The sequence below is a fragment of the Parviterribacter multiflagellatus genome, assembly GCF_056863265.1.
This window is the reverse complement of the sequence record NZ_JBXPIZ010000007.1, coordinates 320,019-341,824: the sequence shown is the minus strand read 5'-3', so window position 1 is coordinate 341,824 and position 21,806 is coordinate 320,019. Positions and strand designations below refer to the sequence as shown.

Genomic DNA, 21,806 nt, shown 5'->3' with positions numbered 1-21,806 from the left:
GCTACGAGCGTGCCTCGGTTCGAACCGCCCGCCGCGCGCGTCAGGTCGCGCCGAGGCCGGCCTGCGCGAACGACTCCGTCCGCACCACCGGCTCCCCCGCCGCGTCGGACGCGTCGAGGTCGACGACCGCGACGATCGCGAAGTCGTGGTCGCCTTCGGGGTCGGCGATGATCTGGCGAACGTGCCAGTGGCCGGCGCCCGCGGGACCGCCGCTGCGGTCGATCATCAGCAGCGCGGGCGAGCGGGCCTCGGGCCCGGTGAGGATCTCCTCGTGCTCGTCCCAGTACGCGCCGAGCGCGTCCTCCCACGCCGCGGCGGTCATCGCCGGCCGCTGCGGCGGATCGGACGCCGCGCCCGCGGCCGCGTCCAGCGCCGCCAGCTCGCCGAACCGGTCGCGCGCGGCGAGCTGCACCTTCTGGAACATCGCGTTGCGGATCATCACGGTGAACGCGCGCGCGTTGCCGGTGATCGGGCGCGGCGGCGGAGGCGGCGCGCCGGCGGCGGCGTCCTCGGCGGCGCGGGCGACCGCGTCCGGGTCGGTCAGCGCCTCCCACTCGTCGAGCAGCGACGAGTCGGTCTGCCGCACCGTCTCGCCCAGCCACTCGATGATCTCGTCGAGCTCCTCGCCCCGCAGCGCCTCGGGCACCGTCTGGCGCAGCGCGCGGTAGACGTCGGTGAGGTACCGCAGCACGAGGCCTTCGCTCCGCGCCAGCGAGTAGTGCGCGATCAGCTCGGTGAACGTGAAGCCCTGCTCGTACATGTCGCGCACGACCGACTTGGGCGAGAGGTCGGTCTCGCGAACCCACGGGTGCGTCTCGCGGTACACGTCCAGCGCGCGACGCAGCGGCTCGTCGAGCGGCTTGGGGTACGTGACCTCCTCGAGCAGCTCCATCCGCTCGTCGTACTCGATCCCCTCGGCCTTCATCGCCGCGACCGCCTCGCCCTTTGCCTCGTTGGCCTGCGCGCGCAACACCGGGAACGGGTCGTCGAGGATGGCCTCGACGACGCTCAGGACGTCGAGCGCGTGCGTCTCGGACTCGGGGTCGAGCAGGTCGAACGCGGCCAGCGCGAACGACGCGAGCGGCTGGTTGAGCGCGAAGTTCTCCTGCAGCTCGATCGCCAGCCGCAGCACGCGGCCGTCCTCGTCGGGCTCGGGCAGCCACTCCAGGACGCCGGCCTCGACGAGCTCGTCGCCGAGCGCCCGCGCCTGCTCGGTCAGCCGCGTCCGCCCGCGCTCGTCCTCGTGGTTGTCCTCCATCAGCGCGCGCATCGCCTCGACGGCGTCGCCGGGCTGGTTGACGACGTTGAGGATCATCGCGTGGTCGACGCGCATGCGCGAGACGAGCGCCTCGGGCTGCGCGGTCTTGAGCCGCTCGAACGTCTCCTCGGTCCACACCACCGTCCCCTCCGGCGGCTTCTTGACCTGGACCTTGCGCTTCTTCTTCGGGTCGTCGCCGGCCTTCTGCAGCGCCTTCTGGCGCTCGATCACGTGCTCGGGCGCCTGCACGACGACGTACCCGGCGGTGTCGAACCCGGCGCGCCCAGCGCGGCCCGCGATCTGGTGGAACTCGCGCGCCTTGAGCAGCCGGAACTTCGTCCCGTCGAACTTCGCCAGGCCGGTGAAGACGACCGTCCGGATGGGGACGTTGATGCCGACCCCGAGCGTGTCCGTGCCGCAGATGACCTTCAGCAGGCCCTCCTGCGCGAGCTGCTCGACCAGCCGGCGGTACCGCGGGAGCATCCCTGCGTGGTGGACGCCCACTCCGGCGCGGACGAGCTTGGCGAGCGTCTTGCCGAACCCCGCGGAGAACCGGAAGGCGCCGACCTTCGCCGCGATCAGCTCCCGCTCCTCCTTCGTGCAGAGCTTCGCCGACAGCAGCGACTGCGCGCGCTCCATCGCGCTCGCCTGGGTGAAGTGGACGATGTAGGCGGGCGTCTGGTCGGTCGCGCTCAGCTCCTCCAGCAGCTCGTGCAGCGGCTCGAGCGAGTAGCGGTACGTCAGCGGCACGGGGCGCTCGGCGTCGTCGATCAGCGCCGTCTCGCGCTGCGTCCGGCGCGTGAGGTCGGTGGTGATCTTCTCGACGTCGCCGAGCGTGGCCGACATGAGCAGGAACTGCGCCTGCGGCAGGCACAGCAGCGGCACCTGCCACGCCCACCCGCGCTGCCCGTCGGCGTAGAAGTGGAACTCGTCCATCACGACCTGCCCGATGTCCGCCCGCCGGCCCTCGCGCAGCGCGATGTTCGCGAGCACCTCGGCGGTGCAGGCGACGATCGGCGCATCGGCGTTGACGGCGGCGTCGCCGGTGAGCATCCCGACGTTCTCGGCCCCGAACGTCGCGCACAGCTGGAAGAACTTCTCGCTCACCAGCGCCTTGATCGGCGCGGTGTAGAACGTGCGCTCGTCGTGCGCCAGCGCCGCGAAGTGCGCCGCGACCGCGACCATCGACTTGCCGGAGCCCGTCGGCGTCGCGAGCACGACGTTGTTCCCGTCGAACAGCTCGATCGCCGCCTCCTCCTGGTGCGGATAGAGGCTGAGGCCCGTCTCGCTCGTCCATGCGACGAACGCCTCGTACAGCGCGTCGGCGTCGGTGGTGTCGGGCAGCGCGTCGACGAGGGTGGCCATCACCCGCCACGGTACCCGCGTGGGACACTCACCGGCGTGACGATGCCGACCGACGGACGGTGGCCGGTGGCCGCCGCCGCGCTCACACTGCCGGCCTGGACGCTGATCGCCGCGCGGCGCGAGGACGTCGCCGCCGACGGCGCCTGGGTGGCCGCGCTCGCCTTCCCGATCCTCGTCGCCCATCAGACCGAGGAGTGGGTGTGGCCAGGCGGGTTCCTCGCGTTCTGCAACCAGCGGCTGCTCGGGAGTCCCGAACCGGCGTGGCCGCTGACCCCGCGCCTGGGCTTCCACGTCAACGTCACGGCCGGGTGGCTCAGCGCGCTGGCTGCCGCCGCCCTGTGGCGCCGGACGCCGGCGGTGGCCGCGGGCGTCCTGTGCCTGGAAGCCGGCAACGCGCTCATGCACACGTCGACGGCGGTGCGGGAGCGGGCGTACAACCCAGGTGCGCTCACCGCGACCGTGCTCATGCTCCCCCACGTCGCCGCGGGCGCGCGGTGGCTGGCGCGCACGCGCCCGCTCTCCCGTCGTGAGACGGCCGTCGCCGCGGCGGCCGGCCTGGCGTTCGCGGCGCTGCCGGTCGCCATGAAGGCGCGCCTGCGCGCCCGGCGCTAGGCGGGCGCCGCAGCGGGCCAGCGGTCGTTCGGCACGATCGCGGCGCGGTAGAGCGCCTCGTCGTCGAGGGTGCGGCCGAGACGGCGGGCGACCGGCGCGAGCGTGCGGACCAGCGCGCGCTGCACGACGACCGGCGGCTTCTCGAAGACCAGCGTGTCTGCGAACTCCTCGAGGAGGAGCGCCGCGTCCAGCGGACGCGGCATGCCCTTCGCGTTCGTCCGCCCGAGGACGGCCAGGCCCCACGCGACCGCGATCGCCTCCGCGAACTGCGTCGGCGGCGTGACCGTCACGCGCGCGTGGAGCTCGCCGTCGCCGGCGTTCCACCAGTCGTGGACGACGCCGCGCGGGACCGTGCGCTCCTCGCCCGCGCCGAGCACGCCGGTCTCGTCGCCGATGCGGTAGCCGAGCGAGCCGCCGAGGATCTCGAAGTGCTCGTCCATCCCGGGGTGGTGGTGCGCCCCCGACACGCGCGCGCCCGGCGTCGCGATCAGCTCGCAGACCAGGCGCTCGTCCGTCCGTTCGACGGTGCGCCCGAGCTCCCCCGTCAAGGGGTTGAAGAGCACCGTCCCGACCTCGAAGTCGATCTTCATGGAGCGATCCTCCACCCCGGCCGGAGCCGGGGCATGGGGAGGTTCCCCCAACATCCCCCTGAGGCGCGCGATCCGGGGTTGTGAGGAGCGGCGGCGTGCCACTACGGTCGCCGCCATGACCGCCTGCGCCCCCGACCGCCCCGACACCTCCACGCCCCCGCAGACCCCGCGCGACCCGCGCCACATCGGCCAGCTGCTGCGCGACGCGCGCGACGACTACCTGCGGCGGATGAACGAGCGCCGGATGTTCGCCGCCGCCCCCGCGATCATTGCCCCGGCGCAGGAGCTGGTCCTGCGCTACCTCGACCCCACGGGAACCCCGGTCGCGACGATCCTGCGGCGCAGCGGCCTCCCACGCGCGGCGTTCGACGCGATCGTCACCGACACGCCCCTCGCCACCAGCTACCTCACCGTGGACGGCGGCGACCTCCACTACACCGCGATCGGCCGCAGCGCGTTCGCGAGCATGCGCCGCACGCAGGCCGCGATCGAGCAGACGTACCTCGCCAAGCTCGATCCGGTCCGGTACGCGACGACCAAGGAGGCGCTGGCGGAGCTGGCCCCGCGCCCGGACCTCGACGTCCCGCGGAACGTCGGCCAGCTCCTGCGCGACGCGCGCGACGACTTCATGCGCCGCCTGACCGAGCGCCGGATGTTCGAGCCCGCCCCGATCCAGATCACGCCCGCGATCGACCTCGTCCTGCAGTACCTCGACGAGCGCGGCACGCCGCTGGCCGAGATCCGCGAGCGCAGCGGGCTCCCCGTGGCGGCGCTCCAGGCGGTCCTCGACGAACTGATGCTCCCCACCCGGTTCGTCGCGGTCGAGGACGAGGCGCTCAGCTACACCGAGCTCGGGCTGAGCGCGATGGCGACGTTCCGCGGGACGGTCGCGGCGATCGAGGACGCGTACCAGAGCCAGCTGACCCAGCTCCGGTACGCGATCCTCAGGGAGGCACTGGCGGAGATCGCGCCGCCGCGCCCCGACGTCCGCTAGGCCGGCGTGCCCGCCGCGACCTGCGCCCGCAGCCGCGCGACCCGCGCGCGGTGCGTCCCGGCCCCGCCGAGCAGCGCCGCGTCGAGCTGCGCGCGCTTGTAGAGCCAGTGCACGTCGGCCTCCCAGGTGAACCCGATGCCGCCGTGCAGCTGGATCGCGGACGCCGTCGCCGAGCGCCCGGCGTCGGACGTCCACGCCTTGGCCATCGCGGCGGCCCCCGGGAGCGACGCCGGCTCGGCGTCCGCCGTCCACGCCGCGTACAGCGTCGCCGCGCGGCCCGCCTCGACGTTGAGCAGCATCTCCGCCGCCTTGTGCTGCACGGCCTGGAACGAGCCGACCGGGACGCCGAACTGCTTGCGCTCCTTGACGTACTCGACGGTCATGTCGAGGCCGCGCTGCATGACGCCGACGAGGTCCGCGGAGATCGCGACGAGCGCGCGGTCGATCGCGGCGCCGGCGTCGCCCGGCAGGTCCTCCCCGCCGGTCGCGACCTTGCCGAACCGCCGGGTGGGATCGACCGCGTCGACCACCTCGACGGCGTCGCCGGTCACCACGGTCGCGGTCCGCGCCGCGACGTCCACGACGACCACGACGTCGGCGCCCGCCGCGTCCGGGATCAGCTGCCCGGCGGCGCCCAGCGCGCCCCGCAGCTCACCCGACGCGAGCCCCGGCAGCCAGCGCGCCTTCTGCTCGTCCGAGCCGGCCGCCTCGAGCGCGCCCGCGGCGAGCACCGAGCCGAGGAACGGCACGACCGCGCTCGCGTAGCCGAGCTCCTCGACGAGGACCGCCAGCTCCACGACACCCAGACCCTGGCCGCCGAAGTCCTCGCTCACGGCGATGCCGGGCCAGCCCAGCTCGCCCAGCTCCCGCCACAGCGCGTCGTCGTACCGGCCGGCCTCCGCGTGCGTGCGCACGCGCTCCCACGACGACCGCGTCGCCAGGAGGTCCTTCGCCGTGCGCTGGATCTCGCGCTGATCTTCGGAGAGATGGAAACGCATCTGCGCAACGCCCCCTAGGCGCGCCGCCCGCGGCAGGCCCATGACCCGCTCGGCGACGATGTTCTTCAGGATCTCGGTGGTGCCGCCCTCGATCGTGTTGCCACGCGAGCGGAGCAGCTCGTAGGACCACGGCGTGCCGGCCGTGAGCGCGTCCGCGCCGACGACGTCGGCCGCGAACTGGGTCAGCTGCTGGTTGGTGTCGGACCACAGCCACTTGACCAGCGAGCCCTCCGGTCCGGGCTGCCCGTAGGTCTCGATCGTCGACAGCCCGCGCCAGGCGAGCAGCCGCAGGATCTCGGTCCGCACGTTCATCTCGCCGAGCTTGTCGGCGACCCGCGGGTCCTCGAGCGCGCCGCTCGCGCCCGCCTCCGCGAACAGCTGGTCGACGAGCTGGCGCAGCCGGACCTGGAGGAAGAACCCGAGGCCCGCGCGCTCGTTCATCAGCGTCGTCAGCGCGACCTTCCAGCCGTTGCCGACGCCGCCGAGAACGTTCGCGTCGGGGATGCGCACCTCGTCGAGGAACAGCTCGTTGAACTCGGCCTCCCCGGTGATCTGCCGCAGCGGCGCGACCGTGATCCCCTCGGCCTCCATGTCCATCAGGAAGTACGTCAGGCCCTTGTGCTTGGGCGCGTCGCCGTCGGTGCGGGCCACGAGCATGCACCACTTCGAGTACTGCGCGCCCGACGTCCAGACCTTCTGCCCGGTGACGACCCAGTCGTCGCCGTCCTTCACCGCGCGCGTCTTCAGCGCGGCGAGGTCGGAGCCGGCGTCGGGCTCGCTGAAGCCCTGGCACCAGATCTCCTCGGCGGTGAGGATCGGCGCGAGGTAGCGCTCCTTCTGCTCCGGCGTCCCCCACACCATGATCGTCGGGCCGGCGAGGAGGAGCCCGAGCACGTTGGCGGGCAGCGGGGCGCCCGCGCGGCCCAGCTCCTCGAAGAAGATCGCGGTCTCGGTCAGCGACGCGCCGCGCCCGCCGAACTCCTTGGGCCAGTGCACGCCGGCCCAGCCGCCGTCCTGGAGCTTGGCCTGCCAGTCGCGGCGCCAGGCGTACTGCTCGTCCTCGTCTCCGCGCGGCTCCTCGCCGGGCGGGTTCGCGTCGAGCCACGCGCGCAGCTCGTCGCGGAACGCGGTCTGGGCGTCGGTGAACGTGAGGTCCATGACCCTCCTCAGGGCTCCTCGGGTTCTGGGGCTTGGTGCAGCAGCAGCGCCTCGGCACAGGCGCAGAAGACGTCCTCGAGCGTGGGCAGCGCGCCGGCGCCGTCCGTCCGCAGCCGCGCGGCGGCGAGCTGCTCGGTGCCCGCGCACAGCACGTACAGCGCGTCGGGCGGCGGCTCGCGCAGCGTCGGGTCGAGCGCGCGGGCCTGCTCGTAGGTGGCGTGGTAGCGGCCGGCGAAGCGGCGCAGCGCGTCGTCGCGGAAGGCCAGCGCAGCGGCGCCGGCGGCGTGGACCTCGTGGAGGAACGTGCGCGCGAGCGCCGCGTCGGCCAGGAGCCGGTCGAGGTAGGCGCGGATGCCCGCCCGCAGCTGCGCGCGCCAGCCCGCGCCGTGCGTCGCGTGGACGGCCGCGCGGATCTGCTCGTCGAGCGCGTCGCACGCGTCGGCGTAGGCCGCGAGGAAGCAGGCCTCCTTCGACGCGAACTGCTCGTAGAACGTCGTCCGCGAGACGCCGGCGGCGCGCACGATGTCCGCGACCGTCGCCGCCTCGTAGCCGCGCTCCGCGACCACGCGCGTGATCGCGTCGAGGATGCGCGCCCGCTGTAGATCGACCCTGGCCGTCGCCATCGCTGGCCGCGTACCTTACGGGTACAGATCGGTACTCGCAAGGTATGCACGCTTGTGCACGAGCGCCAAGACCGTCCAGCGGAGGTTCGGTCTGTGACGAACTGCGCGCAAGAACCCGCGATTCGGGCCATCCCTGAAGGGAGCAGTGCTTCGACGACCCCCGCTTTCGCTCCTCGTCGTCGCCCTGGTCGTGGCCGGATCCATGCTCGCCGCGCTGGCCTCCGCGCAGCAGCGACCGGCTCGCTGGCCCGGCGACACCCTGCGCGTCCACGACCGCTCCGGTTGGGACGTGACGGTCAAGCGCGCCGTGGCGCAGTGGAACGCGGCGGACGTCGGCATCCGGATCGTCCTCGTGACCGACCCCGACGACGCGCAGGTCGAGATCGTCGCCGACGACCGTCGCGTCGACGGCTACTGCGCCGACCGCCACTGCTACGCGTTCGCGACGACGATCGGGCCGGACTCGCGGAAGGCGAGCGCGATCGTGCTCCGCAAGCCGCTCGTCCACGAGGGCGACCGGCCGAACCCGTGGAGCGTCCGCCTGGTCGTCCACGAGCTCGGCCACATCCTCGGCCTGCACCACGCCGAGGGCGAGGCGGCCGACTGCGCGGTGATGCGCAGCGACCTGCAGATCCCCGGCTGCGAGAACGGCGACGACGCCGTCGACGCCGGCATGGGCCCGTGCGGCCCGTTCAGCTTCGACGTCGCGGAGGCGGCGCGGCTGTACGGGGGAGCGGGGCGGCCGCAGGCGAACTGCCGCTGGCGCTCGGTCGCGGGCTGACGGCCGGCGCCACGTCGCTCGCCGCGTTCGCCGCAGGCACGTGCTCCGCGGACCACCCCGGGCCGCGGAAGAGCACCTGCGCCTTGTCGCGCCAGCCGCGTACGGCCCGGAAGTCGCGCCACGTGGCGATGTACTCGTGGAACGCGACCTGGATCGGGTTGTGGGTCTCCAGGTTCTTCGTCAGGCCGTAGCGGACGCGCTCGTCCTCGGGCTCCCACGTGCCGAAGAGCCGATCCCACACGATGAGGATGCCGCCGTAGTTCTTGTCCAGGTACTGGTGGTTGGAGCCGTGGTGCACGCGGTGGTGCGACGGCGTGTTGAACGTCCGCTCGACCACCGCGGGAGGCGCTGGATGCGCTCGGTGTGGATCCAGAACTGGTAGATCAGCGACCAGGACTGGGCGAGCAGGACCATCCAGACCGGGAAGCCGAGCAGCGGCAGCGGCAGCCAGAACGGGAAGTACGTCATCGGCACCCACGTCTGGCGCAGCGCGGTGCTCAGGTTGTAGTGCTGGGAGCTGTGGTGGACCACGTGGCTCGCCCAGAAGACGCGGCTCTCGTGGCTGACGCGGTGGAACCAGTAGTACGCGAGGTCGTCGGCGAAGAAGAGCAGCGGCCACACCCACCAGTCGCCCGGGTCGAGCCGCAGCGGCGTGAGCTCGTACAGCGCGGCGTAGACCGTGACGACGACGAGTTTCCAGCCGACGTTGATGACCACGTTGCCCAGGCCCATCGTGAGGCTCGTGCGGCTGTCGACCAGATCGTAGCCGACGAGGTCGTGGTCGTCGTCGTCCAGGTGGCGGTAGCTGAGGAACTCGACCACCAGCAGCAGGACGAAGAACGGGATCGCGTAGTACAGGACCTCGGACATCGTCAGCTCGGCGGGATCGAGCGGTCGAGGAGGTCGCGCGCGCGGTCGTGCGCGCGGCGAGGGTCGGCGTCGGCGATCGCCTCGGCCAGCGCCTGCACGGCGCGCGCGTCGCGGAGCTCCGCGGCCACCGCCGCCGCGTCGACCGACGCGACCTTCTGCCCGCCGACCAGCGTGGTGAGCGCGAGCCGGTAGGCGACGTTCTCCGACGCGTCGACGATGAGGTCCCACAGGACCTCGTACTGCGCGTTGCGCGCGTCGAGCACCTCGAGCGCGGCGAACGCCTCGGCCCGGGCGGCGATCGCGGCGCGCGCGGCGGCGTCGGCGCGGGTGGCGGCGAGGCGGGCGGCGTCGGCGCCGATGCACGCGCGCATCTCCATCGCGGCGCGGACGGCGTGCAGCGCCGGCGGCGCGTCCCCGTCCGCGGCGACCGCGAGCAGCAGCTCCAGCCCGCCGTGCCGCCGCCAGTCCTTGACCCGCGTCGCGCCGCCGTGGCTGATCGCGACGAGGTTCGCCTGCTGGAGCCGCTTGAGCGCCTCGCGCACGGCGTGGCGGCTCGCGCCGAGGTCCTCGGACAGCCGTCGCTCGGACGGCAGCGCCTCCCCGGCGGCGTAGGTGCCGTCGAGGATCCCGGCCCGCAGCACCGCGTGCACGCGCTCGGACACCGTCCCGGCCTCACTGGTCCAACCAGTCATCGCAACTGGTTGTACCAGTTAGCCGCCCGCGGCGTCAACCGGCGGCCGGGACGGCGGCGGGGCGCACCTCCACCGCGCCGCCCTCTCCGGGGTATGACGAAGCAGCGAGAAAGGGTAAGGTTCCTCACATGGCCATCGCACCGCCGGCCGAGCAGCCCATGTCGCGAGACGAGTACGAGGCGCTCGTCCGGCGCGGGGTGCTCGACGAGGCTCGCGTGGAGCTGGTCGACGGACGGATCTACTCGGTGACCCCGCACGGGGACGAGCACGCGTCGACGATCCACGCCCTGATGAAGCTGCTGGTGTCGGAGATCGACGTGCTGCACGTGCAGATGCCGCTCGCACTCGGCCCGACGTCCGAGCCGGAGCCGGACCTCGCCCTCGCCGACCGGGACGGGTTCCGGCACCCCAGGACGGCGCGGCTCGTCATCGAGGTCATCTGGAGCCCGTGGCATGAGGCGGTGCGCAAGCTCCCCGTCTACGCGGACGCGGGCGTCGGCGAGTGCTGGCTGGTCGACATCCCGGCGCGGCAGGTGCACGTGCACGACCAGCCGAGCGGTCGCGCGTACGGGCGCACGCGGACGTTGACCGGCGCCGACGTCCTGACCCCGCCCGGCACCGACGTCCGCTTCACCGTCGCCGACGTCTTCGCGCACCTCGACGAGTAGCCGTCCCGTGCGGTGGACCGCGCGGAAGCGGTCTGCGAGGGTGCGGCGATGAGTTCCCGCGCCGGCGGAGGTCTACGAAGACGATGAGCGCAACCATGATCGCCAGCGCCGCCGTCGAGGCGGCGGCGTTGGTGAAGACCTACGACGGGCGCGGCGGCACCGTGGAGGCCGTCAAGGGCGTCGACCTGCGCATCGAGCGCGGCGAGGTGTTCGGGTTCCTCGGGCCGAACGGCGCGGGCAAGTCGACCACCGTCCGCATGCTGACGACGCTGCTGACGATCACGTCCGGCGCGGCCCGCGTCGCGGGCGTCGACGTCGCGACGCAGCCCGACGAGGCGCGCCGCCGGATGGGCGTCGCCCTCCAGGAGGCCGGGCTCGATCCGCGCCAGACCGGCCGCGAGCTCCTCACGCTCCAGGGCCGGCTGTACGGGATGACGACCAGGGCGGCCGCCGCGCGCGCGAACGAGCTGCTCGAGCTCGTCGAGCTGACCGACGCCGCCGACCGCCAGATCAAGGGCTACAGCGGCGGCATGAAGCGCCGCCTCGACCTCGCCTCGGCGCTCGTCCACGAACCGGAGGTCCTCTTCCTCGACGAGCCGACGACCGGCCTGGACCCGGCCAGCCGCATCACCGTCTGGGACGAGGTGCGCCGCATCAACCAGCGCGGCACCACGGTCTTCCTCACCACGCAGTACCTCGAGGAGGCCGACCAGCTCTGCGACCGCCTCGCGATCATCGACGGCGGGCGCATCATCCGCGAGGGCACGCCGCAGCAGCTCAAGGACCACCTGCGCGAGCGGCTCGGCCTCGCCGACGAGCCCACGCTCGACGACGTGTTCCTCGACGCGACCGGCCGCTCCCGCAGCAAGGTCGCCGGCGACGTCCAGGAGGTCTCGGCATGAGCGCCGCCGCCGCACCCGTCGCTGCCACCGCCGTCCGCCCCGCGGGCACCGCGAGCCAGGCGTGGGTCCTCGGCCAGCGCGCGCTGCGCGAGGGCTGGCGCACGCCCGAGGCGCTCCTCCCCACGCTGTTCATCCCGATCTTCTTCCTGGTCGTCAACGTCGGCCAGGCCGGCAAGATCTTCCCGTCGTCGACGACCGACTTCCTCAACGGCCAGGGCTACGGCGCGTTCCAGCTCCCGTCGTCCCTGCTGCTCGCCGCGAGCTTCGGCACCGCCGCGCTGTTCCTCGTCGAGGACATCGAGGGCGGCTACTTCGACAAGCTGCGGGCGGCGCCGATCTCCCGCAGCGCGCTCGTCCTCGGGCGGCTGATCGCGGAGGCGGTCAAGGGCGTGCTGATCGCGTCGCTGCTCGTGCTCATCGCGCTGCCGTTCGGCATCAGCATCGCGAGCGGGCCGCTCGGGTTCGTCCTGCTGATCGTGCTCACCGCGTGGTGGAGCGTCGTGTTCGTCGGCGTCATGCAGCTCATCGCGCTGAAGACGCGCAGCGCGGCGGCGACGAACTCCGGCAGCCTGATCTTCTTCCCGCTGCTCTTCCTGACGCCGAACTTCGTCCCGCGGGACATGCTGACGCGCGGGATGGAGGTCGCGGCGTCGCTCAACCCGGTCACCTACGTGATGGAGGCCCTGCGGTCGCTGATCCTGGAGGACCTCGACTGGGGCCAGATCGGGCTGGGCTACGCGGTCGTCGCCGTGGCGTTCGTCCTGATGCTCGCCGCGAACGTGAAGGTGATCCGCGACTACGACTGAGGCTGGCTCAGTTGCAGTAGCCGCAGCGGGCCCCGTCCTCGCACGCGTGCGGGACGGCGGTCATCGGGCGCGGGCCCCAGGCGCGGATCCAGTGGCGGCCGGCCGGGACGGTGCGGTCGTCACGGCCCGGCCAGCAGCGGGCGCTCAGGGTCATCAGCATCGTGCGGTCGGCGGTCATGTCGGTCACCGCGCCGTCGATCAGCGCGAGGACCATGGCCCGGTCGGGCATGGCAGGTTTCCATCCATCGAGAGGGTGCAGCGACAGCACCCCGGAGCCGCCTGGAACCGGCGTTCTCGCGGGGCGTCCTGGCCGCAGGGTACCCGGGCGGTCGCCCCGCGAACCGCCCGGGTTGTGCGGTGCGTCACGCACCAACCGGCGGGCGAACAGCGCGCCGGGAAGCGGCCGTTCAGCCGGCCATCTGCGGCATCTGCGCGATCGCCTCGCGGAACAGCCCCATCGACTCCGCGACGCCCTCGTTGCAGACGCCGTCGACGAGCCGCAGGTCATCCACGATCAGCGTCGCGGCGGCGATCGAGCGCCGGAACTCCAGGTCCGCCCGCACGTCGTCGATCTGGGCGCGGGAGCCGTAGATCTGGAAGCACCCGTCCATCCCGCCGTTCGGCTCGAACAGCGTCACGTCGAACCGCTCGATGCGGCCCTGCTGCTGGAGCCGGCCGTACATCCCGACCGTCTGGTCGAACACCTCCAGCGCCCGCTCCTCGCGGCCGCGGACGACCTCGCCCCAGGAGACCATCAAGATCCGGTCGGCCATCGTCCGACCTCCTTCGTGCCACGGTCCGGCCCGTGCGGCCGGGCCCGTTCGTCCGACCCTACGCCTCCCGCCTAGAAGCCGCCCATCGATGGTTGATTCTGGGCGCCGTCGACGACGAAGTTCGTCCCGCTGACCCACGACGCGCGGCGGGAGAGCAGGTACGCCGCGGCGTCCGCGACCTCCTCCGCGTGCCCCAGCCGGCCGAACGGGAACTCCGCCTCGACGAACGCGCGGAACTCCTGCGCCTGCTCGCGCGAGCGCCGGTCCCACGACCCGCCCGGGAAGAGGATCGAGCCGGGCGAGAGCGCGTTCACCCGCACGCCGTCCGGGCCGAGCTCGCGCGCCAGCGACGCGGCGAGATGGATCAGCGCCGCCTTCGCCGCCGCGTACTGCGACTTGGGCTGCGGGCGGAAGCCGGAGATCGACGAGACGAAGACGACCGACGCGTGGTCGGACTCGCGCAGGTGCGGCAGCGCGGCGCGCGTCAGCGTCGTCGAGTGCTCGACGTTGAGCGCGAAGGTCGAGGCCCAGTCCTCCGCCTCGGTCTGCTCCAGCCGTGCACCGCCGTCCGCGCCGCCGGCGTTGGCGACCACGAGGTCGACCCCGCCGAGCGCGCTCGCCGCGTCGCGCACCCAGGCGGTCAGCGCCTCGGCGTCCGTCACGTCGCAGGGCGCCGCGAACGTCGCGCCCAGCTCCTCCGCCGCCGAGGCCACGCCGTCGGCGTCCCGCGCGCACAGCGCCACCGACGCGCCCTCCTCGATCAGGCGCGCCGCGATGGCGCGCCCCAGCCCGCGCGAGCTGCCCGTGACGAGCGCCCGCGATCCACGCAGTCCGAGATCCATTGCGCGTGACGGTAGCCGCGGCAGCCGATAGGTTCGACGCCGCATGACCGCGTTCGACGAGTGGCAGATCGACCTCCACGGCCACCGCGCGATCTACCGGATCGCCGGCAGCGGCCCGCCCGTCGTGCTCATCCACGGGATGCTCAACTCCTCCCGGCACTGGGAGCGCGTGGCGCTGCAGCTGGCCGACCGCTACACGGTGATCGCGCCCGACCTGCTCGGGCACGGCGACTCCGCGACCCCGCGCGGCGACTACTCGCTCGGCGCGCACGCGGCCTCGATCCGCGACCTGCTGAGCGCGATCGGCGTGGACCGCGCGAGCGTCGTCGGGCACTCGCTCGGCGGCGGCGTCGCGATGCAGTTCTTCTGGCAGGCGCCGCACCGCGTCGAGCGCCTCGCGCTGGTGAGCAGCGGCGGCCTCGGCCGGGAGGTCAGCCCGCTCCTGCGCACGATGGCGCTGCCCGGCATCGACTTCGCGCTGTCGATCGCCGCGCACCGCCGGCTCGTCGCGCTGCTGCACCGCCTCGGCCCGGGCCCGCGGCAGGTCGGGCGCGCGCTCAAGCCGCTGTCCGAGCCCGGCTCGCGCCGCGCGTTCCTCCAGACGCTGCGCAGCGTCATCGACGTGCGCGGCCAGCGCGTCAGCGCGACCGACCGGCTCTACCTGCTCAAGGACGTCCCGACGCTGATCGCGTGGGGCGAGAAGGACCACACCATCCCCCTCGCCCACGGCCGCGCCGCGCACGAGGCGATCCCGCACAGCACGTTCCAGACGCTCCCGCACGCCGCCCACTTCCCGCACCTGGAGGACCCGAACGGGCTCGCCGCGGTGCTGCTCGACTTCCTGCAGAGCACGCAGCCGGCGCGGCTGGACGACGGCGCGTGGCACGAGCTGGTCGCACCCCGCGCGCGTCGCTTCCGCCGCGCCGCGTAGCTACGCCGGCGTCTTGTCGTGCGGCGGCGCGGAGGGTGCCGCGGCCTTGTCGGCCGCGTCCGCCCCGGTGCTCGTGAGCGTCACCGCGCCGACCGAGCCGCCCGCCAGCCGCCGCACGAGCGACGGCGCGACGATCCGCGCGACCGCGAACGCCGCGTAGCCGCGCGGGACGTACCGCTCGGCCTTGCCCTTCAGGCCGGCGTCGACGATCGCCTCCGCGACCGCCTCGGGCTTCGACACGAGCCACCGCGTCGCCGCCTTGGCCTTCAGCTCGCTCGCCGGGAAGCCCTCCGTCGCGATGAAGCCGGGCAGCACGAGCCCGACGTGCACGCCGTGCGGCCGCTCCTCCAGGTGCAGCGCGTCCGTCCACCCCGCGAGCGCGAACTTCGACGCGCTGTAGCCGCCCGCGCCGCCGCGCGCGATGCGGCCCGCGACCGACGACACGTTGACGATCGCCGCCGGCGCGCTCGCCCGCAGCAGCGGCAGCAGCGCCTCGGTCAGCGCGACCTGCGCGTCGAAGTTGAGCGCCATGTGCCGGCGCACCTTCTCCGCCCCGCCGTCGGCGAACGTCCCGCGCCACGACGCGCCCGCGTTGTTGACCAGCAGCGTGCAGCGCCCGTCGTGGTGCTCCTCCAGGTGCGCCTTCACGCGCTCCGGCGCGCCATCTTCGGTGAGGTCGACCGCGACGTAGCTGGCGCGCGGCCCCAGCTCCGCCGCGAGCGCGCGGAGCCTGTCCTCCCTCCGTGCGACCAGCACCAGTCGGGCTTCAGGCTCCTTCGCGAGGCGACGGGCGGTGGCCTCACCGATGCCGCTGGAGGCTCCGGTCACGACGGCGACGAGGTGGCGCATGCTCATCCGCAAGACCCTAACCTCGCCCCGCATGTCACGACTTCGTGTCACCACTCCACTCGCCGGGTAATCGCAGCTCGTGGCAGCCCGGACCCAGACCGCACGCAAGGCCCGTACAGAGGAGCTCCACGCTCTCTGGCGGCAGTACAAGGCCTCTGGCGACAAGCGCTTGCGCGATCGCCTCGTGCTCACCCTCGCCCCGCTCGTCAAGTTCATCGTGTACCGCAAGATCCGGGAGATGCCCGCGCGGGTGGAGGCCGAGGACTTCATCTCGGTCGGCCTCGAGGCCATGATCCAGTCGATCGACCGCTACGACCCCGAGAAGGGCGCGACGCTCGAGCAGTACGCGTGGACGCGCATCCACGGCGCGGTGCTCGACGAGATGCGCCGCCAGGACTGGGCGCCGCGCTCGGTCCGCCGGTGGGAGCGCGACATCGAGAAGGCCGTCGAGGACTTCAACGGCGTGCACGGCCGCCGGCCGGACCGGCAGGAGCTCGCGGACGCGCTGGGCATCGAGCCCAAGGAGCTGCAGCGGCGCCGCGACGAGATCGCCCGCTCGGACGTCACGTCGCTCAACGCGGTCGTGCTCTCCGACGACGAGACCGACGTGGAGCGGCTGGACACGCTGGCGTCGTCCGACACGACGCTCGACCCCGAGCACGCCGCCGGCCAGACGGCCGCGAAGGAGCGGTTTCGCACCGCGTTCGCCGACCTCCCCCAGCGAGAGCGCGAGATCGCGGTCCTGCTGTACGTCAAGAACCTCACGCTCAACGAGATCGGCGACATCATGGGCGTCTCGGAGAGCCGCATCTGCCAGATCCACGGGCAGACGAAGAAGAAGCTGCGGAAGGCGCTGTCGGACGACGCGGCGCTGTTCCACCTCGTGGCCTGACCCTGCTGCGCTAGGTTCGACTCATGTCGAACCTAGCGCTCAGCGTGCTCGACCAGTCCCCGGTGCCGGAGGGCTCCACGGGCGCGCAGGCGCTGCGGAACACGATCGACCTCGCGCGCCTGGCCGACGCGCTGGGCTACCGCCGCTACTGGGTCGCCGAGCACCACGGCGGCCCGTCGCTCGCCGGCCCCGCGCCGGAGGTGCTGATCGGGCCGATCGCCGCGGCGACGGAGCGCATCCGGGTCGGCAGCGGCGGCGTGATGCTCCCGCACTACTCGCCGCTCAAGGTCGCCGAGCAGTTCAGCGTGCTGGCCGGCCTGTTCCCGGAGCGGATCGACCTCGGCCTGGGCCGGGCGAGCGGGACCGACCCGATGACGACGATCGCCCTCCAGCGCGACCGCCGCCACCACGCCCCCGACGACTTCCTCGAGCAGCTGACCGAGCTGCTCGGCCACCTCGACGGGCGCATCCCGCCCGACAACCCGCTGTCGCGGTACGCGCGCGACCTCCCGGGCCGGCCGGAGAAGCCGGAGCCGTGGCTGCTCGGCTCGTCACCGCAGTCGGCGCTGTGGGCGGCCGAGCTCGGCCTCCCCTACGCGTTCGCCGACTTCATCAACCCCGGCGGGGCCGGGATCGCCCGCGACTACCAGGGGCGCTTCATCGACTCCGAGCGGCTCTTCTCACCGCAGACCGCGGTGGCCGTCTGGGCGCTCGCCGCCGAGACGGAGGAGGAGGCCGAGCGGCTGGCGTCCTCCGCGCGGATGACGTTCACGCTGCTGCGCCAGGGCCGGCTGATCGAGGTCCCGCCGCCGGACAAGGCGATGCGCTTCCTGGCCGAGCGGAGCGGCGCCGAGGGCACGCGGACCGGCCGTGCGCGGCGCGAGATCGTCGGGACGCCCGACGTGGTCCGTGAGCAGATCGAGCAGGTCGCGCGCGAGTACGGCGCGGGCGAGGTGATCGTCGTGACGATCACGCATGATCACCAGGCCCGCCGGCGCTCCTACGAGCTGATCGCGGAGGCGTTCGGGCTCCGCGGCGGCACCGTGGAGCCGCGCGCCGACGTGGTCAGCTGACGCCGCGCTTCTCCTCCTGGATCGTGTTGCCGCCGTCCACGACGAGCACGTGCCCGGTGACGTACGTGCTCTCGGGCGCGGCCAGGAAGACCACGGCCGCGGCGACCTCGTCGGCCCGGCCGGGGCGGCCGACCGGGGTGTGCCGGCCCGCCTCGCGCTCGCGGTCGGTCGCGCTGGGCGTGTCGATCCAGCCCGGCGCGACCGAGTTGACCGTGACGCCGCGCGGGCCCGCCTCCAGCGCGAGCGCGCGCGTGAGGCCGTCGAGGCCCGCCTTCGCCGCGCTGTAGGCGGCGTCGCCGGGCATCGACACGATCGGCCCGGTGACGGAGCTGACCGTGATCACCCGGCCGTGCCCGCGGGCGAGCATGTGCGGGAGCGCGGCGCGCGTGGCGTTCACGGCGGTGGTGAGGTTGCGGTCGATCGCGCGCTGCCACGTGGCGGGGTCGTAGTCGACGAACGCCGTGGCCTCGTCCGGGGTGCCGGTCTGGCTCATCCCCGCGTTGTTGACCAGGATGTCGAACGGGCCGGCCTCGGCGACGAGGCGTTCCGCCTGCGCGGCGTCGGTGAGGTCGGCGATCGCGCCGCGCGCGTCGGGCCCGAGCTCGCCCGCGCGGGCGTGGATGCGGTCGGTCGTGGCGGTGACGACGACGCGCGCGCCCTGTCGCTGCAGCGCGTGGGCGGTCGCGAACCCGATCCCGCCGGGACTGCCGGCGCCGGTGACGAGCGCGGTCTGGCCGCTGAGGTCGGCGAAGGTCTGCACGGCGCGCCACCCTACCCTCGAGGGCATGAGGCGCTTGGTGCTTCTCGGGCTCGGTCCGCTCGCCGCGGTGTCGGCGTTCCTCCTGCCCGCGGCCCTCATCAGCGGCTCGCTCCCGAGCCGCATCGCGACGCACTGGGGCCTCGACGGGACGCCGGACGGCAGCACGTCGGTCGCCGGGTTCGTCTTCGGCGTCATCGCGCTGTGGTCGCTCGGGTGGATCGCGCTCGCCGCGCAGCTGCGCGCCCGCGAGGGGCTGCGGCTGACGGTCGCGCCGTACGCCTGGGGCCTGATGTGGTTCGCCGCCGCGCTCGGCACGGTCGTGGTCGCCGCGAACGACGGCGCGGCGCGGTGGTGGGAGGCGCGTGAGCTGACGCTGCCGCTCGCCCTCGTCCCCGTCCTTGCCGGCGGGCTTGGCGCGCTGGCCGCCGCGCTGCTGGAGCGCGGCCGCGCGGTCGACGAGATCGAGCAGGCCGACCGCGCCGACCGCTTCCACCGCGACGTCCCGAGCGTCGGGCTGGGCGCGAACGAGCGCGCGGTGTGGTCCGCGCACCTGCGCAGCCGCGTGAACACGATCGGCGCCGTCGTCGTGGGCGTCGCGCTCGGCGCGGGCGCGTTCGTCACCGGCGGGCCCGGCGGCTGGGTGCTGGCGTCCGCGGCGCTGGTCGCGATGGCCGCGATCGCGACGCTGTCGGAGCTGGAGGCGACCGTGAGCGAGCGGGGCCTGACGATCGCGCTCGGGCCGTTCGGGTGGCCGCGCCGGTCGGTGCCGCTGTCGCAGATCGTGAGCGCCGAGCGCATCGACGTCGATCCGTGGCGCTACGGCGGCTGGGGCTACCGCAAGGTGCCGCGGCGGCGGGGCGCGACCGCGATCGTGCTGCGCCGCGGCGAAGGGCTGCGCGTCGTGCTCGCCGACGGGCGGGAGCTGATCGTCACCGTGCCCGACGCGCGCACGGCGGCCGCGCTGCTCGGCGACCTGCGCGACCGCGACTCGCGCCTCGTGCGGAGCGGGCGATGAGCGACACGAGCTACCTGGTCGTCTTCGCCCGCGACCCGGTCGACGACGCGCTGGCCGACGCGATCCTCGGGCGGGTGCGGGAGCTCGGGGTCGACGCCGGCTGGTTCGACGACCCGGGCGCCGCCACGCCGGCCGAGCGCACCACCGGCGGCTACGTGCGCACCGACGACCCGGACGCGCCGCACGCGGCCGCGCTGATCGACGCCGCGTGCGCGCTGTCGACCGAGCACGGGTGCAGGTTCGAGGTGCAGTTCCGCGAGGTCGCGATCGCGCACGTCGTCGACGGCGAGCGGCGCGCAACCTCGGGCGAGCCGCCTCGTTAGGAGGGGCGTGCTCCTCCGCCTCGCGCTGCTCGCCGCGCTCGCGCCCGGTGCGCTCGCGCTCACCGCCCCGGCCGCCCACGCGTGGCCGACCACCACGCTGGCCGTCCCCGACGGCGTCCCGCTGGATGCCGCGGCGCTGGGCCACGGCCCGCCGGCGCTCCTCGTGACGCGGCGGCTGGCGACCGAGCACACGCTCGAGCTGCGCGTCGGCGACGAGCGCACCGTCATCGCGCGCGACCGCCACCAGCCGGCCGGCGCGCTCGACCACGACGCCCGCGGCGCCCCGACCGTGGTGTTCGTCCCGCCGAGGAGCCCGGACGGACGGCGCGGCGTCGGCATCTGGAGCCGCGCGGGCGCGGAGCTGGTGGCGACGCCCGACGGGCAGCCGCCGGCGCTCGCCGCGCTCGACGTCGCGCCGGACGGGAGCGCGGTCGTCGCGTGGTCGGGAGCGGACGGCGGCTGGGCCGCGCGGCGCGCGCCCGGGGCCGCGCGCTTCGGCGCGCCGGAGCCGATCGGCCCGCGCGGGAGCAGCCTCGCCGCGCTGCCGGCCGCGCTGCCCGGTGGCGGCGCCGTGGTCCTGCTGGGCGGGCGGGCGGCCGTGCGTGCGCCGTCGGCGGCCACGCCGTTCGGCGAGGCGCAGGCGCTCGCGCTGCCGGCGGGCGTCCGCGCGACCGACCACCAGCGCGTCGTCGCCAGCGGTGACGGCGTGGTGATCGTCCTGCGCACCAGCGCGAGCCGCAACCCGATGATGGGCGCGCCGCGCACGGTGGTCGCCGTCCCCTGGGCCCGCGACGCGGCGACGCCCGCCGCCGCGCGGGTGCTGAGCCGGACCGCGTTGCCCGGCCAGCCCGCCGCGGTCCCGGCCGGCGGGGGCGTCGCCGTCGCCTTCAAGGAGGAGGCGCCCGGGAGCGGCGACCGGACCGCCGCGACGCTCCGGGCGCTCTTCCTCGACGCCGCCGGCCGGACCGTCGCCGCGCACGCGCTCCCCGACGCCGGCCCGGTCGCCGCGACGGTCGTCGCCGCGCCGGAGGGCGACGGAGGGGTGCGGGTGCACTTCCGCCGGCACACCGTGTTCCGCAGCGTCGCGTTCACCCCGCGACGCGGCGCCGGCCCGGTGAGCACCGTGACGCGCGGCCAAGGGATCCGCACCCTCCTGCCGCTGGAGCTCGACGGCCGGCCTGCCGCGCTGTGGCAGGTGCCGCAGCGCGACGGCGAGGTCGCGCTCGCCCGCCTGCCGCGCGGCGGGAGCTAGAGGAGCGAGATCTGGCCGTCCGGCTCGGCGTCCGCCGAGCCGGCGTCGGCGGCGGCGGCCGGCGGGTCGGCCTGCAGGAGGTCGAGCCCCTCGACGCCCGCCGCGTTGATGCGCGCGGAGATCGGCAGGACGTCGAGCGAGTTGTCAGGCAGCGGCTTGACCAGCTCCAGCGCGCCGTCGAGGTCGACGTCGGGCGACAGCCAGGCGGCCTCCGCCTCCGGCCCCGCGAGCACCGCGGGCATCCGGTCGTGGAGGATCGCCGCCTCGCGGTTGGACGCGACGGTGACGATCGTGCACGACGCGATCTTCTCCGTCGCGTCCTTGGGCCGTGCGACCGTCCACAGCCCCGCGAACGCGAACGTCTCGCCGCCCGGCAGCCGGTGCCAGAACGGCTGGCGCGCGGCCTTCGGGTTCTCCGGCTTCTGCCACTCGATCCAGCCGTCCGCGACGACGAGGCAGCGGTGCCCGGCGTCGGACGCGAGCTTCGTCCACGCGCCGCTGGAGCGCAGCTTGTCGTCGCGCGCGTTGATGAGCGGCTTCATCCCCTTCAGCGTCGCCCAGCCCGGCGCCAGACCCCACCGCAGCGCGCGGGCCTCGCGGGCTCCGTCGGCGCCGCGCACGACGCTCAGCACGGGCTCGGTCGGGCACACGTTCGCGCGCCCGATCGTCTCCAGCGGCACGCTGCGCATGTCGAACGGGCCGAACCGGTCGGCCATCGACTGCTGCGACGAGTTGGTGCTCGTGTAGCGCCCGCACATGGTCCGCCCCAGAGGGTACGG

Annotated in this window: 23 protein-coding genes and 1 pseudogene; 12 read left to right on the top strand and 12 right to left on the bottom strand. The window is 74.1% G+C overall.

Annotation, left to right across the window (positions count from 1 at the left end):
* Positions 1-40: 40 nt before the first annotated feature.
* Complete coding sequence (locus AC1UE5_RS17225) at positions 41-2,623, bottom strand: DEAD/DEAH box helicase (RefSeq protein ID WP_482925724.1); 2,583 nt, start codon at positions 2,621-2,623, stop codon at positions 41-43.
* Positions 2,624-2,665: 42 nt separating this feature from the next.
* On the opposite strand from AC1UE5_RS17225, the gene AC1UE5_RS17220 reads away from it, so the two are divergent.
* A complete protein-coding gene (locus tag AC1UE5_RS17220; RefSeq protein ID WP_482925758.1) occupies positions 2,666-3,235 on the top strand; it encodes an HXXEE domain-containing protein in 570 nt (189 codons plus the stop codon).
* Here the strand turns inward: AC1UE5_RS17220 and AC1UE5_RS17215 are convergent.
* Positions 3,232-3,825 carry a cupin domain-containing protein gene (locus AC1UE5_RS17215; protein WP_482925722.1) on the bottom strand — a complete coding sequence of 198 codons (594 nt, stop codon included), beginning with the start codon at positions 3,823-3,825 and terminating at the stop codon, positions 3,232-3,234. The two genes, AC1UE5_RS17220 and AC1UE5_RS17215, sit on opposite strands and share 4 nt — an antisense overlap.
* 115 nt (positions 3,826-3,940) lie before the next feature.
* On the opposite strand from AC1UE5_RS17215, the gene AC1UE5_RS17210 reads away from it, so the two are divergent.
* Complete coding sequence (locus AC1UE5_RS17210; RefSeq protein WP_482925720.1) at positions 3,941-4,819, top strand: hypothetical protein; 879 nt, start codon at positions 3,941-3,943, stop codon at positions 4,817-4,819.
* Here AC1UE5_RS17210 and AC1UE5_RS17205 read toward each other — a convergent pair.
* Both AC1UE5_RS17205 and AC1UE5_RS17200 read right to left on the bottom strand, forming a co-directional pair.
* Positions 4,816-6,975 (bottom strand): acyl-CoA dehydrogenase family protein, encoded by a 2,160-nt coding sequence (locus tag AC1UE5_RS17205; protein ID WP_482925718.1) that lies wholly within the window; start codon positions 6,973-6,975, stop codon positions 4,816-4,818. The genes AC1UE5_RS17210 and AC1UE5_RS17205 overlap by 4 nt on opposite strands.
* Positions 6,976-6,983: 8 nt before the next feature.
* Positions 6,984-7,598 (bottom strand): TetR/AcrR family transcriptional regulator, encoded by a 615-nt coding sequence (locus AC1UE5_RS17200; RefSeq protein ID WP_482925716.1) that lies wholly within the window; start codon positions 7,596-7,598, stop codon positions 6,984-6,986.
* Positions 7,599-7,743: 145 nt separating this feature from the next.
* Here AC1UE5_RS17200 and AC1UE5_RS17195 point away from each other — a divergent pair, with 145 nt between their 5' ends.
* Positions 7,744-8,379 carry a zinc metalloprotease gene (locus AC1UE5_RS17195; RefSeq protein ID WP_482925714.1) on the top strand — a complete coding sequence of 212 codons (636 nt, stop codon included), beginning with the start codon at positions 7,744-7,746 and terminating at the stop codon, positions 8,377-8,379.
* Here AC1UE5_RS17195 and AC1UE5_RS17190 read toward each other — a convergent pair.
* Both AC1UE5_RS17190 and AC1UE5_RS17185 read right to left on the bottom strand, forming a co-directional pair.
* Positions 8,291-9,249 (bottom strand): annotated as a pseudogene (locus AC1UE5_RS17190) (sterol desaturase family protein). The gene AC1UE5_RS17195 and the pseudogene AC1UE5_RS17190 overlap by 89 nt on opposite strands.
* 2 nt (positions 9,250-9,251) lie before the next feature.
* Positions 9,252-9,941, bottom strand: coding sequence for a GntR family transcriptional regulator (locus AC1UE5_RS17185; protein WP_482925712.1), 690 nt, complete (start codon positions 9,939-9,941; stop codon positions 9,252-9,254).
* A gap of 128 nt (positions 9,942-10,069) precedes the next feature.
* On the opposite strand from AC1UE5_RS17185, the gene AC1UE5_RS17180 reads away from it, so the two are divergent.
* From AC1UE5_RS17180 to AC1UE5_RS17170, 3 genes are all read left to right on the top strand, one after another.
* Positions 10,070-10,609 (top strand): Uma2 family endonuclease, encoded by a 540-nt coding sequence (locus AC1UE5_RS17180; RefSeq protein WP_482925710.1) that lies wholly within the window; start codon positions 10,070-10,072, stop codon positions 10,607-10,609.
* Positions 10,610-10,704: 95 nt separating this feature from the next.
* Positions 10,705-11,511, top strand: a complete 807-nt coding sequence (locus tag AC1UE5_RS17175; protein ID WP_482925708.1) for an ABC transporter ATP-binding protein — start codon at positions 10,705-10,707, stop codon at positions 11,509-11,511.
* The gene (locus tag AC1UE5_RS17170) at positions 11,508-12,317 is read left to right on the top strand and encodes an ABC transporter permease (protein ID WP_482925706.1); all 810 of its coding nucleotides are present in this window, start codon (positions 11,508-11,510) and stop codon (positions 12,315-12,317) included. Before AC1UE5_RS17175 ends, AC1UE5_RS17170 begins: the two co-directional genes overlap by 4 nt.
* A 7-nt stretch (positions 12,318-12,324) precedes the next feature.
* On the opposite strand, the gene AC1UE5_RS17165 is transcribed toward AC1UE5_RS17170, so the two are convergent.
* The 3 genes from AC1UE5_RS17165 to AC1UE5_RS17155 all read right to left on the bottom strand — a co-directional run bounded on the left by AC1UE5_RS17165 (position 12,325) and on the right by AC1UE5_RS17155 (position 13,932).
* Positions 12,325-12,546, bottom strand: a complete 222-nt coding sequence (locus tag AC1UE5_RS17165) for a hypothetical protein (RefSeq protein ID WP_482925704.1) — start codon at positions 12,544-12,546, stop codon at positions 12,325-12,327.
* Between the two features lie 178 nt (positions 12,547-12,724).
* Entirely contained in the window at positions 12,725-13,090 is a 366-nt protein-coding gene (locus AC1UE5_RS17160; RefSeq protein ID WP_482925702.1) for a hypothetical protein, read from the bottom strand.
* A 71-nt stretch (positions 13,091-13,161) separates the two neighbouring features.
* Positions 13,162-13,932 (bottom strand): SDR family NAD(P)-dependent oxidoreductase, encoded by a 771-nt coding sequence (locus AC1UE5_RS17155; protein ID WP_482925700.1) that lies wholly within the window; start codon positions 13,930-13,932, stop codon positions 13,162-13,164.
* Positions 13,933-13,975: 43 nt separating this feature from the next.
* Here AC1UE5_RS17155 and AC1UE5_RS17150 point away from each other — a divergent pair, with 43 nt between their 5' ends.
* On the top strand, positions 13,976-14,863 hold the full coding sequence (locus AC1UE5_RS17150) for an alpha/beta fold hydrolase (protein ID WP_482925698.1): 888 nt from the start codon (positions 13,976-13,978) through the stop codon (positions 14,861-14,863).
* Here the strand turns inward: AC1UE5_RS17150 and AC1UE5_RS17145 are convergent, their stop codons facing one another.
* Positions 14,864-15,718, bottom strand: coding sequence for an SDR family NAD(P)-dependent oxidoreductase (locus AC1UE5_RS17145; RefSeq protein ID WP_482925696.1), 855 nt, complete (start codon positions 15,716-15,718; stop codon positions 14,864-14,866).
* 73 nt (positions 15,719-15,791) lie between these two features.
* Here AC1UE5_RS17145 and AC1UE5_RS17140 point away from each other — a divergent pair, with 73 nt between their 5' ends.
* On the top strand, positions 15,792-16,604 hold the full coding sequence (locus tag AC1UE5_RS17140; RefSeq protein ID WP_482925694.1) for a sigma-70 family RNA polymerase sigma factor: 813 nt from the start codon (positions 15,792-15,794) through the stop codon (positions 16,602-16,604).
* 23 nt (positions 16,605-16,627) lie between these two features.
* Positions 16,628-17,677, top strand: a complete 1,050-nt coding sequence (locus tag AC1UE5_RS17135; protein WP_482925692.1) for an LLM class flavin-dependent oxidoreductase — start codon at positions 16,628-16,630, stop codon at positions 17,675-17,677.
* Here AC1UE5_RS17135 and AC1UE5_RS17130 read toward each other — a convergent pair.
* Positions 17,670-18,437, bottom strand: a complete 768-nt coding sequence (locus AC1UE5_RS17130) for an SDR family NAD(P)-dependent oxidoreductase (protein WP_482925690.1) — start codon at positions 18,435-18,437, stop codon at positions 17,670-17,672. The two genes, AC1UE5_RS17135 and AC1UE5_RS17130, sit on opposite strands and share 8 nt — an antisense overlap.
* A gap of 25 nt (positions 18,438-18,462) precedes the next feature.
* On the opposite strand from AC1UE5_RS17130, the gene AC1UE5_RS17125 reads away from it, so the two are divergent.
* From AC1UE5_RS17125 to AC1UE5_RS17115, 3 genes are read left to right on the top strand one after another with little or no spacing between them, the layout of a single operon-like run.
* Complete coding sequence (locus tag AC1UE5_RS17125; protein ID WP_482925688.1) at positions 18,463-19,452, top strand: DUF1648 domain-containing protein; 990 nt, start codon at positions 18,463-18,465, stop codon at positions 19,450-19,452.
* Entirely contained in the window at positions 19,449-19,775 is a 327-nt protein-coding gene (locus tag AC1UE5_RS17120) for a hypothetical protein (RefSeq protein WP_482925686.1), read from the top strand. The genes AC1UE5_RS17125 and AC1UE5_RS17120 overlap by 4 nt, the downstream gene beginning before the upstream one ends.
* 7 nt (positions 19,776-19,782) lie before the next feature.
* Positions 19,783-21,027, top strand: a complete 1,245-nt coding sequence (locus AC1UE5_RS17115) for a hypothetical protein (RefSeq protein WP_482925684.1) — start codon at positions 19,783-19,785, stop codon at positions 21,025-21,027.
* Here AC1UE5_RS17115 and AC1UE5_RS17110 read toward each other — a convergent pair.
* Positions 21,024-21,785, bottom strand: a complete 762-nt coding sequence (locus tag AC1UE5_RS17110) for an SOS response-associated peptidase (protein WP_482925682.1) — start codon at positions 21,783-21,785, stop codon at positions 21,024-21,026. The two genes, AC1UE5_RS17115 and AC1UE5_RS17110, sit on opposite strands and share 4 nt — an antisense overlap.
* Positions 21,786-21,806 lie beyond the last annotated feature (21 nt).

What these genes read in the sequence shown, in the direction of transcription:
- AC1UE5_RS17225 (WP_482925724.1), bottom strand. Translation starts at nt 2,623, where the DNA reads ATGGCCACCCTCGTCGACGCGCTGCCCGACACCACCGACGCCGACGCG.
- AC1UE5_RS17220 (WP_482925758.1), top strand. Translation starts at nt 2,666, where the DNA reads ATGCCGACCGACGGACGGTGGCCGGTGGCCGCCGCCGCGCTCACACTG.
- AC1UE5_RS17215 (WP_482925722.1), bottom strand. Translation starts at nt 3,825, where the DNA reads ATGAAGATCGACTTCGAGGTCGGGACGGTGCTCTTCAACCCCTTGACG.
- AC1UE5_RS17210 (WP_482925720.1), top strand. Translation starts at nt 3,941, where the DNA reads ATGACCGCCTGCGCCCCCGACCGCCCCGACACCTCCACGCCCCCGCAG.
- AC1UE5_RS17205 (WP_482925718.1), bottom strand. Translation starts at nt 6,975, where the DNA reads ATGGACCTCACGTTCACCGACGCCCAGACCGCGTTCCGCGACGAGCTG.
- AC1UE5_RS17200 (WP_482925716.1), bottom strand. Translation starts at nt 7,598, where the DNA reads ATGGCGACGGCCAGGGTCGATCTACAGCGGGCGCGCATCCTCGACGCG.
- AC1UE5_RS17185 (WP_482925712.1), bottom strand. Translation starts at nt 9,941, where the DNA reads ATGACTGGTTGGACCAGTGAGGCCGGGACGGTGTCCGAGCGCGTGCAC.
- AC1UE5_RS17180 (WP_482925710.1), top strand. Translation starts at nt 10,070, where the DNA reads ATGGCCATCGCACCGCCGGCCGAGCAGCCCATGTCGCGAGACGAGTAC.
- AC1UE5_RS17175 (WP_482925708.1), top strand. Translation starts at nt 10,705, where the DNA reads ATGATCGCCAGCGCCGCCGTCGAGGCGGCGGCGTTGGTGAAGACCTAC.
- AC1UE5_RS17170 (WP_482925706.1), top strand. Translation starts at nt 11,508, where the DNA reads ATGAGCGCCGCCGCCGCACCCGTCGCTGCCACCGCCGTCCGCCCCGCG.
- AC1UE5_RS17165 (WP_482925704.1), bottom strand. Translation starts at nt 12,546, where the DNA reads ATGCCCGACCGGGCCATGGTCCTCGCGCTGATCGACGGCGCGGTGACC.
- AC1UE5_RS17160 (WP_482925702.1), bottom strand. Translation starts at nt 13,090, where the DNA reads ATGGCCGACCGGATCTTGATGGTCTCCTGGGGCGAGGTCGTCCGCGGC.
- AC1UE5_RS17155 (WP_482925700.1), bottom strand. Translation starts at nt 13,932, where the DNA reads ATGGATCTCGGACTGCGTGGATCGCGGGCGCTCGTCACGGGCAGCTCG.
- AC1UE5_RS17150 (WP_482925698.1), top strand. Translation starts at nt 13,976, where the DNA reads ATGACCGCGTTCGACGAGTGGCAGATCGACCTCCACGGCCACCGCGCG.
- AC1UE5_RS17145 (WP_482925696.1), bottom strand. Translation starts at nt 15,718, where the DNA reads ATGAGCATGCGCCACCTCGTCGCCGTCGTGACCGGAGCCTCCAGCGGC.
- AC1UE5_RS17135 (WP_482925692.1), top strand. Translation starts at nt 16,628, where the DNA reads ATGTCGAACCTAGCGCTCAGCGTGCTCGACCAGTCCCCGGTGCCGGAG.
- AC1UE5_RS17125 (WP_482925688.1), top strand. Translation starts at nt 18,463, where the DNA reads ATGAGGCGCTTGGTGCTTCTCGGGCTCGGTCCGCTCGCCGCGGTGTCG.
- AC1UE5_RS17120 (WP_482925686.1), top strand. Translation starts at nt 19,449, where the DNA reads ATGAGCGACACGAGCTACCTGGTCGTCTTCGCCCGCGACCCGGTCGAC.
- AC1UE5_RS17110 (WP_482925682.1), bottom strand. Translation starts at nt 21,785, where the DNA reads ATGTGCGGGCGCTACACGAGCACCAACTCGTCGCAGCAGTCGATGGCC.